At 69.2% G+C, this 13,200-nt stretch carries 9 protein-coding genes and 2 pseudogenes; 8 read left to right on the top strand and 3 right to left on the bottom strand.

The window, feature by feature from the left end:
* Positions 1-43: 43 nt before the first annotated feature.
* From CCN51_RS11685 to CCN51_RS11710, 6 genes and pseudogenes are all read left to right on the top strand, one after another.
* A complete protein-coding gene (locus CCN51_RS11685; RefSeq protein WP_014182350.1) occupies positions 44-2,215 on the top strand; it encodes a glycoside hydrolase family 3 N-terminal domain-containing protein in 2,172 nt (723 codons plus the stop codon).
* A gap of 222 nt (positions 2,216-2,437) precedes the next feature.
* The gene (locus tag CCN51_RS11690; protein ID WP_043488350.1) at positions 2,438-4,141 is read left to right on the top strand and encodes a right-handed parallel beta-helix repeat-containing protein; all 1,704 of its coding nucleotides are present in this window, start codon (positions 2,438-2,440) and stop codon (positions 4,139-4,141) included.
* A gap of 341 nt (positions 4,142-4,482) precedes the next feature.
* Entirely contained in the window at positions 4,483-4,923 is a 441-nt protein-coding gene (locus CCN51_RS11695; protein ID WP_014182348.1) for a hypothetical protein, read from the top strand.
* Positions 4,924-4,928: 5 nt separating this feature from the next.
* Positions 4,929-6,494 carry a multicopper oxidase family protein gene (locus CCN51_RS11700; RefSeq protein ID WP_043488348.1) on the top strand — a complete coding sequence of 522 codons (1,566 nt, stop codon included), beginning with the start codon at positions 4,929-4,931 and terminating at the stop codon, positions 6,492-6,494.
* A gap of 93 nt (positions 6,495-6,587) precedes the next feature.
* Positions 6,588-7,118, top strand: coding sequence for a TetR/AcrR family transcriptional regulator (locus tag CCN51_RS11705; protein ID WP_014182346.1), 531 nt, complete (start codon positions 6,588-6,590; stop codon positions 7,116-7,118).
* 67 nt (positions 7,119-7,185) lie between these two features.
* A pseudogene (locus tag CCN51_RS11710) lies at positions 7,186-7,494 on the top strand (transposase); the annotation flags it as partial.
* A 25-nt stretch (positions 7,495-7,519) separates the two neighbouring features.
* Here the strand turns inward: CCN51_RS11710 and CCN51_RS11715 are convergent.
* Positions 7,520-7,951 (bottom strand): annotated as a pseudogene (locus CCN51_RS11715) (ATP-binding protein); the annotation flags it as partial.
* A 97-nt stretch (positions 7,952-8,048) separates the two neighbouring features.
* The gene (locus CCN51_RS11720) at positions 8,049-9,068 is read right to left on the bottom strand and encodes a LacI family DNA-binding transcriptional regulator (protein WP_238545752.1); all 1,020 of its coding nucleotides are present in this window, start codon (positions 9,066-9,068) and stop codon (positions 8,049-8,051) included.
* A 203-nt stretch (positions 9,069-9,271) separates the two neighbouring features.
* On the opposite strand from CCN51_RS11720, the gene CCN51_RS11725 reads away from it, so the two are divergent.
* Positions 9,272-11,476, top strand: a complete 2,205-nt coding sequence (locus CCN51_RS11725) for an alpha-galactosidase (RefSeq protein ID WP_014182343.1) — start codon at positions 9,272-9,274, stop codon at positions 11,474-11,476.
* Between the two features lie 6 nt (positions 11,477-11,482).
* Here the strand turns inward: CCN51_RS11725 and CCN51_RS11730 are convergent, their stop codons facing one another.
* Positions 11,483-12,496: a hydroxyacid dehydrogenase gene (locus CCN51_RS11730; RefSeq protein WP_014182342.1), complete on the bottom strand. Its 1,014-nt coding sequence runs from the start codon at positions 12,494-12,496 to the stop codon at positions 11,483-11,485.
* Between the two features lie 277 nt (positions 12,497-12,773).
* Between CCN51_RS11730 and CCN51_RS11735 the strand changes: the two genes are divergently transcribed.
* A complete protein-coding gene (locus CCN51_RS11735; protein ID WP_014182341.1) occupies positions 12,774-13,082 on the top strand; it encodes a beta-xylosidase family glycoside hydrolase in 309 nt (102 codons plus the stop codon).
* Positions 13,083-13,200 lie beyond the last annotated feature (118 nt).

Raw genomic sequence — 13,200 nt, forward strand, 5'->3', positions numbered from 1 at the left:
CACCGGGGGCGCGGGACCGATCCCCACCCGAGAGGAATCCGCCATGAGCGGCCATGACCACGAGTCCCGTATCGAGGAACTCCTGGGACAGATGACCGTCGAGGAGAAGTTCGGCCAGTTGCAGCAGCTGGCCTGGGCCTGGGACACCGGGCCGGGTGGCGGCGACACCGCCGCGGCCGAGGCCGCCGCTCGTAAGGGCCTGCTCGGCTCGGTGCTGAACGTCGTCGGTGCCGAGGCGAGCAATGCGCTGCAGCGCATCGCCGTGGAGGAGTCCCGCCTCGGGATCCCCCTGGTCTTCGGTCTGGACGTGATCCACGGTTTTCACACCACGTTCCCGATTCCGCTGGCCCAGGCGGCCGCTTTCGATCCGGCGGTGACGGTTGCGGATGCGGAGGTGTCCGCGCGTGAGGCGCGGTCCAACGGGATCCACTGGACGTTCTCCCCGATGATGGATGTCACCCGGGAGCCGCGGTGGGGCCGGATCGCGGAGAGCATCGGCGAGGACCCCTGTCTGACCACCGCTTACGCGGCGGCCAAGGTGCGTGGCTACCAGGGCGACGACCTGTCTGCCGGGGACCGGATCGCCGCCTGCGCCAAGCACTTCGTCGCCTACGGCGGTGCGGAGGGCGGCCGCGACTACAACACCGTCGACGTGTCCGAGCAGCGATTGCGCAACCTCTACCTGCCACCGTTCAAGGCCGCCGTCGACGCCGGCGCCGCCACCGTCATGGCCGCCTTCAACACCATCAACGGCATCCCGGCCCACGCCAACGAGCACACCCTGACCGACATCCTCAAGGAGTCATGGGGCTTTGACGGTGTGGTGGTCAGCGACTGGACCGGCGTCCTGGAACTGATCACGCACGGCGGTGCGGCGGACGAGGCCGGGGCAGCACGGCGGTCACTGACCGCCGGAGTCGACATGGAGATGGTCTCCACCACCTTCGTCGAGCATGGCCGCGATCTGCTGGCCTCGGGGGCGCTGACCGGGGAGCGGCTGGACGACGCGGTGTCCCGGGTGCTGCGGCTGAAGCTGCGCCTGGGCCTGTTCGAGCGTCCCTACGTCGATGAGTCCGCGGCTCTGACCGCCCCGAGCGCGCAGGCGCGGGCCGCGGCGCGCGAGGCGGCCGGACGGTGCATGGTGCTGCTGAGGAACGAGAACGCCGTCCTGCCTCTGGACGGGTCGGGCCTGGGTTCGTTGGCGGTCGTCGGCCCATTCGCCGACTCCGTCGACCTGCTGGGTACCTGGTCGCTACCGGGCGCGCCCGAGGCGGTCCCGGTCCTGGCCGGGCTGCGGGAAGCGCTGCCGGACACGGACGTCCGTCACGCGCTCGGGGTGGCAGCGGAAGGGACCGACACCTCCGGCGTCGCGGCGGCGGTGGCTGCTGCCGAGGCTGCCGACGCCGTGGTGCTGGTGGTCGGCGAGCCGTCCGCGATCAGCGGGGAGGCGGCCGTACGCAGTGAGCTGGGCCTGCCCGGCGCCCAGGAGGAGTTGATCGACGCGGTGGCCGCGACCGGCACGCCCTGCGTGGTGGTGCTGGTCGGCGGACGCCCACTGACGATCGGCGGCTGGGCGGACAAGGCGGCGGCGATCGTGATGGCCTGGCACCCGGGCATCGAGGCCGGCCCTGCCGTCGCGGATGTCCTGACCGGCGCCGTCGTCCCGGGCGGCAAGCTCCCGGTGACGTTTCCGCGGGTGGTGGGGCAGGTTCCGCTCTACTACAACCACGAGCGCACCGGCCGCCCGTACGACCCGGCTGGGCCCGAGGCGAAGTACGTCTCGAAGTATCTCGACGTGGCCGACGGCCCGGAGTTCGCCTTCGGCCACGGTCTGAGCTACACCACCTTCGAGGTGAGCGAGCCGCAGCTGAGCCGCGAGCGGATCGCGTCGGTGGAGTTGCGGGCGGGCGCGACCGTCGAGGTGACCGTCGCGGTGCGTAACACCGGTGATCGGGAGGGCGAGGAGGTGGTCCAACTCTACGTCCAGGACCCCGCCGCGACCATCGTCCAGCCGGTCCGCCGGCTCCGCGGCTTCCAGCGGGTCCGGCTGGCGGCGGGGGAGGAGCAGCACGTCCGCTTCACCTTGGGCGCCGACGACATCGGCTACTGGACCAACGACCCGTACGGCGTGTTCATCGTGGAGCCGGGCGAGATCCACATCCACACCGGCAACAGCTCACGGACCCACGCCCGGCGCACCCTCCTGATCACCTGACAACCGAGCCGATGCGGGGCACGCGAGGACCATCCCGCCCCGGACGACGAAGCCATCCACCGAAGGGAGCGATGCACCGAGGAGACTCCCCTCACCTGCTCTTCGATCCACATCGCCTGGGCGCCGCGTCGGCTGTGCCGCGTGGTTCGCCGAGGCATGCCTCATCCACGAGTCGACATCTGCGTGTCCGTGCGTCGTCACGGTCACGCAGTGGGGAGAAGCATGAGAGCAAGGATTTGTGCGGCAGTGGTGGCCCAGGGAATGCTGGGACTGCTGCTGGCGGGCGCCGCCACGGGCACCGCACACGCCGCCACCACCACGTACTATGTCTCGCCCTATGGCAGTGACAGCAACAGTGGAACGTCGCCGGACCAAGCATGGAAGTCGGTCGGCAAGGTCAACGGATTCGCCTTCCCGCAGGGCAGTACCGTCGCGTTCCAGGGCCAGGAGTGGTTCTCCGGCTGCCTGGTCTTCAACTCGACGAACGTGCCGGTGTCGTCGGCGTCCACGCCGTTCAAGGTGACGTCGTATGGCACCGGAAAGGCCACGCTGAAGTCCACCTGCACGGGGGAGTACTCGGCGGCGGTCACCGCGGATGCCGTGAGCGGCTTCGAGCTGAACAATCTGACGCTGGTCAACGGCACCACGACCGCGGCCGGTGTGCTGCTGCAGAACCAGAAGTCGGCGACGGCGACCAAGGGCCTGAAGGTGACCGGTTCGGACATCTCCGGGTTCGCGACGCCCAGTGGCAGCAGCAGTACCTTCGGCGGACAGATCATGGTCCTGGGCTACGCGGTCAACGGCAACAGCGGGCCGTTGGACGATGTGCAGATCCTCAACAACAAGCTGCACGGCTCCAGCGTGACCTCGGGCGCCGGCCCCGGCATCTACGGCTGGGGCTCGGGGGTGAACATCACCAATGTCCGGGTCGCCGGCAACACCGTGTACAACCTGGGTATGGCCCCCCAGAGCACTGGGGCCGGGCTGACCGGGAACGGCTGGGACGGCGCGGTCATCGAGCGCAACGTGGTCCATGACATCGGGGCGAACGTCACCTCGTGCGGCGGCGCGAGCGGCATCATGACGTACACCTCCAATGATGTGACGATCCGCCACAACGAGGTGTACAACGTGCAGCCGTCGCCGGCGTACACGGCCGGCTGCGACTGGGACGGCATCGACCTCGACGGCGGCACCACCAACTCGGTGGTGGAGTACAACTACACCCACGACAACGCGGGCAGCGGCTACCTGGCCTACACCTCGACCGCCAGTTCGAGGGTGTGGGGGCCGAACACCTACCGCTACAACATCTCCGAGAACGACGACTGGGCGAACGCCCAGGGCGGCCTGTTCGACGTGGTGCCCAGCGCACCGAAGAACGCTCTGTCGATCTACGGCAACACCTTCTTCACGAACAAGGACCAGAGTGCCAACAAGAAGGCCGGCGCGAGCGCATGCTTCCTGTTCGGCTATGCCTCGGGCACGTGGGCCAGTGGTTCGCAGATCAAGGACAACATCTGCCACATGGCCAACAAGGGCACGTATGGCAAGACCGGCCAGATGTACTACAACCCGTACGGGCAGACCGGCATGACGCTGTCGAACAACCTGTACTACGGGACGAACACCGGCGGTTGGCGCTGGAGCGGCACCACCTACAGCGACTTCGCCGCGTGGACGGCGGCCGGCAAGGAGACCGGCGCGGTGTGGGGCGACCCCCTGTTCACCTCGCCCGGCCTGGGCGGCACCTGCTCGTGGTCGCCGACCTCAGGCACCGGACCGCAGCCGTGCCCGCAGGCATACACGCTCAAGTCGGGCTCCCCGGCCCTCCAGGCCGGTACGGCCGTGTCCGGCAACGGTGGTGTGGACTACTACGGCACGTCCATTCCCGGCACACCGAACATCGGAGCCGATGCCGGATAGGCGCTGCTCGGCCTGACTGACCCCCCCAATTGGCAGTCGGCACCGGTCTCTCGCGCCCGGAGTGGCGAAGCCCGGTGCCGTCTGTGGGACGCACCTTACGTCGGCGGCGCCGGACACTTCAGCAGAAGGGCAAAGGGCAAGCTGAAGCAGGAAGGCGCCGCTCGTCACTTACTGCAGTCGGGCTGCATGAGCCACCTTGCAGTTACTGTACCTTCTGGATGGTAAAGTTTGCTCGCCGGGTCTGGCGTGCTCTCTGCCGACCAGGTCGTCGGCGATCGCCCGATGGAGCTGTGAAAGCGCCGCCGGTCTTGGTGTCCGACTATGTGACAGGAAAGTTGCCCATGTCCTCCGAGACGACTCAAGCGGTTCCCTGGACAACCCAGGTGCTGCGCGTGACCTCGTCCCTCGTCCTGCTGTGCACGCTCGGTCAGGGTTTGCTGGCCGGGCTGTTCGTGACCGGTGACGTCGATCTCCTCACCGTGCACAGCGCCCTTGGCAGCGCGATCGCCCTGGTCGCGCTTGTCCAATTCCTCACCGCGCTGCTGGAGAGGCGCGCGCGGAAGAGGATGGGTGAGGTGATCACCTGGCGGCTGACGGTCCTGTGCGGCTTCGTCCTGGTGCTGGTGAGCGTGCAGATCGGCCTCGGTATGGCCCGTGTGGTGGCTCCCCACATGTTCCTCGGAGTGGTTTCCGCGGCGGTGGCCATGCTTGTCCTGCTCGTTGTGCTCATGGAGGCGAGCCCCGCCCCGGTGGTGACGGTGCGCCCGGGTGAAGGGAAGTGACGCAGATGAACGCGTTGAGCCGTCGTGGATTCCTCGGCGTGGCGGGAGGGACGGCGGTGGCTGCCGTCGCCGGTGGCGCGGCCGGTCTGTGGGCCGCCGGGCGCGAGGAGAGCGGCCACAGGCTTGTGAGCAAGGCGAAACCGGTGGCGCCCTACCAGGTGCCGCTCCCCGTGCCGAAGACCGCCCGACCGGTGAGCACCACGGGCGGCGTGGACCGGTACGAGATCGTGCAGCGAGCCGCCGACGTGGAGATCCTGCCGGGGCTGCGTACCAACGTATGGGGATACGACGGGCAGTTTCCCGGACCGACGATCGTCGGCCGGTCAGGGCGCGAGGCGGTGGTGACCGTGCGCAACGAACTCCCGGTGCCCACGTCCACTCACCTGCACGGCGGGGTGACCCCGCCCGGTTCCGACGGATACCCGACCGACATCGTCGTTCCCGAGGGGTGGCGGCAGGACAAGGAGCACGCCGGCCACGGCGGTATGTCCATGACGGCGGACTCCTGGCGCGTCTCGGACCTCGCCAAGGACTATGTCTATCCGATGGACCAGCAGGCGGCGACGCTCTGGTACCACGACCACCGTATGGACTTCAGCGGCCCCCAGGTCTGGCGCGGGCTGGCCGGCTTCTTCCTCGTCCGTGACGACGACGAGCAGGAGCTGCCCCTGCCCGCGGGCGAGCGGGACATCCCCCTCATGATCTGCGATCGTGCCTTCGACGAGGACGGAGCCTTCCGCTACCCCTCCCTCGACCCGTCACTGCGGGGCAAGCCCGGTGTTGAAGACCGGTACATGGAAGGAGTGATGGGCGACGTCACGCTCGTCAACGGCGCACCCTGGCCGGAGCTGGAGGTGGACGCCGTCCGCTACCGCTTCCGGATACTCAACGCCTCCAACGCCCGCCGCTACCGGCTCGCACTGGAACCGGGCGGACCGCTGACTCAGATCGGCAGCGACGCCGGACTGCTCGACCGCCCGGAGGAACTGGAGTCGCTCACCCTGGCCCCAGCCGAACGAGCCGAGGTCGTCATCGATTTCTCGCGTTGGAGGCCCGGTACCACGATCCTGCTCGCCAACACCTTGGCCGGCGGGCGGATGCGGGCCGTGATGCGCTTCCGGGTGGCACGCAAGGCGCGTGACGAGTCGCAGGTGCCCCATCGGCTCGTCGATGTGGAGCCCCTCGGCCGGGCGAGGGCGGTGGCCACGCGGGACTTCGACTTCCGCCTGACCGGGGCGGGCGGCTCCCGCGCCTGGACGATCAACGGATACCGCTTCTCCACCGACCGCGTCCTTGCCACTCCGCGGCTGGGCACCGTGGAACGGTGGCGGTTCACCAGCGACTTCCACCATCCGGTGCACCTCCACCTGGCCCACTTCCAGGTGGCGGCCCGAGACGGCCGGGAGCCGGGAGCCCATGAACGGGGCTGGAAGGACACGGTGGACGTGCGGCCTTATGAGACCGTGGACGTTCTGGTCCGTTTCCGCGGGTATCCCGGCCGGTACATGTTCCACTGCCACAATCTCGAGCACGAGGACATGGCCATGATGGCGAATTTCCGCATTGCGTGAAGCCCCGCATGAACGCGTCGAGCTTTCAGATCGCGCACCGAAACTTGACCTTCTGGAAGGTATGGTTGCGGTATGCGACCGAGTCAACGAAACGTGATTCTGGATGCCGCAATCCGCGTAACGGAGCGTGACGGCATTACCGGTCTCACCCTGGAGTCGGCGGCTGAGGAGGCCGGCGTCACCAAGGGTGGTCTGATGTATCACTTCCGTACGCGGGTCGAGCTGCTGGTCGCGATCCAGAAACGCCTGACAGAAGCCTGGGAGGAACGGCTCGTAGCGGAACTGGGCAAACCCCTGGCCGAAGCGACCCCACGGGAGAGCACGGCGGCCTACCTGCGCGTCGGGACACAGGGCACAACGAGCAAGGCGGACCTCGCCTTCATGGTGGAGGCCGCGGCCAGTCCGGAACTGGGCGCCGTCTGGGGCGATTTCTTCGGCCGCTGGTTCCCATCGTCCGCTTCCACCGGGCCCGTTGACCTCGACTTGTTGCTCGTACGACTGGTTGTCGACGGCTGGTGGCTGCTGGAGGCCACCAGCGGCAGTGCGCTGCCGGAACCCGTCAAGGCGGCCCTGCAGGATCGGCTGGCGGAGCTGATCGAGACAGACGCTCCGAGGGATGAGTAGTCCAGCAGGCACCCAGGCGGCTCCCTCGGATGAACTGGCCTCAAACTCCGCAGGCCCTGGCGCGGTCATGGAGGTCTGGGAAACCGGCAACGGACGGTTCCGCAGGAAGGGAGCCAAGGCCGCCGTCCTGGTCGTGCTTGGCGTGCGCGCCGATGGCGCCAAGGGACTGGTGGCCATGACAGACGGCTATCGGGAATCGTCCGAGGCGAGGGCCGGCCTGTTGCGAGACGGCGCACGCCGGGGCATGCGCGCCGGTCCTGGACGTCGGCGATGGCGCGCTCGGGTTCTGGAAGGCCTGCGCGAAGTTTTCCCCGCCACCCGCGCACAGCGGTGCTGGGTTCACAAGACCGCCAACGTGATCGACTCCATGCCCAAGTCCGCCCAGGCCCGCTGGCGCGCGGTCAACGGCGCCTATCTCGTTCCGCTCGTCCGCGTCGGGCCCGCTTTGCCCAGATCACCTTTCCGTCGCGGGTGTATCGGGTGCCCCAGTTCTCGGCGAGTTGGGCGACGAGGAGCAGGCCGCGGCCGCCTTCGTCGAAGGTCCTGGCCCGGCGCAGACGGGGAGAGGTGCTGGAGGCGTCCGCGACCTCGCAGGTCAGCGTGGACTGGAGGATCATCCGCAGCCTGATGGGTGGTCGTCCGTAGCGGATCGCGTTCGTGACGAGCTCGCTCACCATGAGTTCCGTGCTGAAGGCCAGGTCGTCCAGGTTCCAGGCGGCCAGTTGGTCGGTCGCGTGGGCGCGGGCTCGGGAGACCACCGACGGATCGGAGGGCACCTCCAGGGTGCTGACGTGGTCCGCGTCCAGCCCGTGTGTGCGGGCCAGAAGAAGGGCGCAACTCATGGACCGCCGCCACGCTCGCCCGCGCCGTCTCCAGACTCCGTACCGCCTCACGGGCCGGCTCGACGGGCCATGAGCCGCGCGGTGGCGGTCAAGGCCGCGGACGCACTGACTGCCGGATCACCAACTGCGTGCTCAGCACCACATGGTCGTCCCCGGCGACCCGCTCCTCGCGCTCCAGCGCCAGCCGTACTGCTGAGCGGCCCAGATCCTCGTACGGCACCCGTACAGTGGTCAGCGCCGGGGTCAGGTCGGCCGCGAAGGGCACGTCGTCGAACCCCACGACCGAGACGTCGCCGGGGACGTCGAGACCGGCCTCGCGCAGCGCGGCCAGCGCGCCCAGCGCCACCATGTCGGTGCCGGCGAACACCGCGGTGAACTCCACTCCGGCCCGCAGCGCGTCACGTGTACGCACGTAGCCGGAGCTGCGTGTGTAGGCACCTGGCAGGTCCAACTCCTCGGCGTAGGGCACCCCGTGGGCGCGAAAGGCGTCCAGATGGCCGGTCCGTCGCTGCACGCCGGTGTTGATCTCGCGCTCGGCCCCCAGGAACAGGATACGGCGGTGCCCGGCGGCGAGCAGGTGCGAGGACGCCTGGAAGGCGCCGCCCCGGTTGTCGTACTCGACGATCGTGGCCGGAAGCCCGGCAGGCAGCGGCGGACGGCCGACCAGGACCAGCCGGGAGCCGGCCGAGTCGAGAGCCGTGGCGTACTGGGCCATCCGTTCGTGGTACGCGTCGTTCAGCTCGGCGCCGCCGACGAGGACGACTGCCGCCGCGTGCTGTTCGCGCATCAGCTGCACCAGATCGTCCTCGCGCGCAGGGTCGCCGTGTGTGGCGCAGACCAGGCTCAGCCGGCCCCGGGCCGCCGCCTCCTGCTCCACACCGGCCGCCACATGGGCGAGGGAGGGTCCCGTGATGTCCCGGATGACCAGCGCGATGGGTCCTGCGACTCTGCCGGAGAGTGCCTTGGCGTGCACGTTCACCACGTAGTGGAGGGACTCCACCGCCGCCATCACCCGGGCGCGGGCCCCCTCGGAGACCGGATAGTTCCCGGCCAGGGTACGGGAAACGGTTGCTACGGACACCCCGGCTTTCGCCGCGACATCGCGGATGGTGCTGGGCTTGTCCTTTCCCGCATCACCTTGCCGCCTCTTCGGTCGAGGTCTCGTCCCACCGCCGGTCGTCTGCTCCGTCACGCCTCGACGTTACTGCATCTGACGCCTCTTGCAGGTAGGGAAGCAGAAGTCATAGCGTCCTGTCTGCTAGAAAACGATTACTGCCAACGCCCCCTCCACCCCGTCAGGAGCCCATTCCCATGCCCATACGTCACCTCCAGTGGGGAACCGACGCCCTTTCGCTGCTCCTGTGGCTCGCCCCATCGGGCCCGCCTCGCTTGCTTGCCGTCGGCGCCGCGGATTCGTTGCCCGACCCCGTGCGTGAGCCCGACGCCTGCGCGCGGCTCGCGCACCGCTCGTTGCCCCTCGTCGAGATCCAGACCACCGACAGCGGACGCATCGGCACCTCCGGGAAGCGCCATGTGGACGGGGCCGCCTCGCGTGCGCTGCGCTACGTCGGGCACGAGGAGCACAGCCAGGGAGGGCGGGCCCTGCGGGTCAGGATGGCCGACGAGACCGGAACGCTGCGGGTCACCGCCGAGTACCGGCTGGTCGACGACCTGCCGGTGCTGCACGCCGAGGCGAAGGTGGAGAACACCGGTGACCAATCAGTCATATTGGAGTACGTCTCCTCCTTCGTGTTGTCCAACCTGGCTCACCGCCTGCCCGAGGACCGGCACTGGGAGGACGGCCTGTCTCTGTGGCTGGCGGCGAACCCCTGGAGCGGGGAGTTCCGCTGGTCCAGGGCCACGCTCGCCGAACGAGGCCTTCACGATGTCGGCATGGTGGCGTTCGGGCAGACCGGATCGAAGAACCGCATCGCCGTGACGAGCACCGGTTCCTGGTCGTCGTCGGAGTTCCTGCCGATGGGGTGCCTGGAGGAGAAGGCGACCGGCCGCGCCCTGCTGTGGCAGATCGAGCACAACGGTTCCTGGCACGCCGAACTCGGCGACCGCTTCGACGACGTGTATCTGGCGCTGTCCGGCCCCACGGACCGGGAGCACCAGTGGCGCCGCCGGCTCGCGCCCGGCGAGTGCTTCCGCACGGTCCCGGCCGCTATCGCGGTCGTCTGCGAAGGCGGCTTCGAGGCGGCCCTCGCCGCGATGACCGGCCATCGCCGCGCCGTCCGCCGCCCGCACTCCGACCACCGCCGACTGCCCGTGGTCTTCAACGACTTCATGAACAGTCTCATGGGCGAGCCCACGACCGAGGCCCTCCTGCCGCTGGTGGACGCGGCGGCCGCCGCCGGGGCGGAGGTGTTCTGCGTCGACGCCGGCTGGTACGACGCCGAGCCCCCGGGCGCTGCCGGTCCCGGTGGTGTGCCGGGCTGGTGGGATGCCGTGGGGGAGTGGCAGGAGTCGGCGTCACGCTTTCCCGGAGGCCTGAGGAAGGTACTGGACCGCATCCGCGGGGCGGGCATGGTCCCGGGCCTGTGGCTGGAGCCGGAAGCGGTCGGCGTACGCAGCGCGGTGGCGGCGGCGCTGCCCGACGAGGCGTTCTTCCGCCGGGGCGGCGTCCGCGTGGCCGAATGGGGCCGCTACCAGCTCGACCTGCGCCATCCGGCCGCGCGGGCCCACCTCGACTCGGTCGTGGACCGGCTGGTGCGCGACTACGAAGTCGGCTACCTCAAGCTCGACTACAACATCGACATCGGCGCGGGCACCGATGGCCCGCACGGTGACGACAGTCCCGGTGACGGTCTCCTCGGACACAACCGTGCCCACCTCGACTGGCTCGACGGTGTCCTGGACCGGCACCCGTCCCTGGTCCTGGAGAGCTGCGCGGCCGGCGGCAGCCGCACCGACCACGCGATCCTGTCCCGGTTGCCCATCCACTCCGTCACCGACCAGCAGGACTTCCGCCTGCTGCCGGCGATCGCCGCCGCGGCGCCCACGGCCGTCACACCGGAACAGGGTGCGATCTGGGCGTACCCGCTGCCGGAGCACACCGACGCCGAGCTGGGCATGGTCATGGTGTCCGCGCTGCTCGGCCGGGTTCACCTCAGCGGCCGACCCGACCTGCTGACGCAGGCTCAGCTGGGCATTGTGCGACAGGCACTGGACGTCTACAAGACCTACCGGCACTCGCTGCCCGGGGCCCGGCCGCACTGGCCGCTGGGACTGCCGGGCTGGCGCGACGGATGGCTGGGGCTCGCGCTGAGGACGGCCGACGATTCGACGTTGTTGGCGCTGTGGCGGCGCGATGGCGCGCCCGAGAAGGTGAAGCTGCCGCTGCCGTGGATGGACGAACGGGCCCGCCCTCGCGTGCTGTTCGAGGCGGGCGTGCCGGCGAGCGTCGAATGGGACGTGGACGCGCGGTCCTTGCGCGTGGGCCTGCCCGCCGAGCGGTCCGCCGTCCTGCTCGCCTTCGGACCGCTCGCGGCCTCGAACCCCGCCGGCCGGTAACGGGTGTCAGGCGCTGTTGACCAGGTGGGCATGGTTCACCGTGTGCAGGAGTGGCTCTCCGGCGACGAGCCGTTGCAGTTCGTCCACGACCGTTCGGCCGAGCCGCTCCAACTCGTTGCCGAGCGAGCCGGCGAGGTGGGGGGTGAGGAAGACGTTCGGCAGGTCGTACAGGGGGGACCTGCCGGGCAGCGGCTCCGGTTCGGTGACATCGAGGATCGCGCTGATCCGCCCGCTGACCAGCTCCTTCGTAAGCGCGTCCGGGTCGACCAGGGCGCCGCGCGCCGTGTTGATGAACACCGCGCCGTCCGGCATGAGGCCCAGCAGCCGCTCGTCCAGCATGCGCTGAGTCTCGGGAGTGTCGGGGGCGTGCAGACTGACGATGTCGCTCGTCGCCAACAGCCGGTCGAGAGGCAGCGCTACGGCGCCGAGCGCCGCGGCCGTGGCATCGTCGACGTAGGGGTCGTAAAGCGCGATCTCGAACTCGAAAGGGGCCAGCAGTTCCAGCACCCTGCGGCCGACCTGCGAAGCGCCGATGATTCCGACGCGTCGGCCGAGGTTGCCGATGCGCGCAAGGGCATCGGCGGGAGGCGGCGCCTGCTCCGCTCGGAAGCGCTCTCGCAGGCCGAACACGCCCTTGCCGGCGAACAGGATCGCGGCGAGGGCGTATTCGGCCACGGGTAGTGCGTTGGCCCGCACCGCGCTGGAAACGGTGAGCCCGCGCTCCCATACGGCGTCGGCCAGCCAGCCGCGCACGCTGCCTCCGGAGTGCAGGACGGCTCGCAGGTGGGGCGCCCGGTCCAGCACGGCGGAGTCGACGTGCGGACAGCCCCAGCCTGTGAGGAGCAGCTCGGCCTCGGCGAGAGCCCCCGCGATCGCCGGATCGCCGAAGTCCCGGACGACGAGCGCCGCATCGACGACGGTCAATGACTGGAGCCGATGCATCAGCCGAGGCGGGAAGAGCTCTGAGAGGTGCGCCGGGTCCATGGCGAACAGGGCGCGGGGCAGCTGTGAGGTGGGCATAGGACTCCCGCTTCGGGAAGGGAAAGAGGCGACAGGATGCAGTAAACGTATTCCAAGCTAGAGAGGCGAGCCAGATCGGTCAACGCTCTTCGTCCGGGCTCGCTGAGTGCGACAGTCAACCTCCAGAATGCCGATTCCGGCTAAACTCCCAGCTCAGCCACGCCTGTGAGGTAACACGGACGAAAGGTCGATGAAACGTCTGTGTCCACACCCCTTGTCGTCGGCGCCGTTGAGGCTCTACGGTCCATAGCAAACGGTTACTGATCCGGCCTCGGCCGTGGCCCACCCGGTCACCGTGCCGCTGGAAGCCGGGCACCCGATCGTCCTGCGCGCCGTACTCGACGGCCCGAGCCTGTGCCTGTCGTACGACACGGGCGACGGCGCGCATTCGCTGCCCCTCACCCTGGACGCCACGGTTCTCTCCGACGAGCACGCGGACGAGTTCCACGACGGTCAGCTCCGGGTGCTCGGTTTCACCGGCGCCATGCTGGGCCTGTGGGTCCAGGACCTGGACGGAGCGGGCGTGCACGCCGATTTCGCGTACGCCACGTACGAGGAGTGGGCCGACGGAACCGTTCTTCGCTGACACGAACCGACTGGTACGCCCCCCGCAACCGCCTCACTTCCAGAGCCGAAGGGAACCTTGTCATGTCCGAACCCATTCACCGTAGATCCCTGCTCAAGCTCGCAGCCGGAACTGCCGC

Source organism: Streptomyces milbemycinicus (assembly GCF_002154605.1).
Taxonomy (GTDB): domain Bacteria; phylum Actinomycetota; class Actinomycetes; order Streptomycetales; family Streptomycetaceae; genus Streptomyces; species Streptomyces milbemycinicus.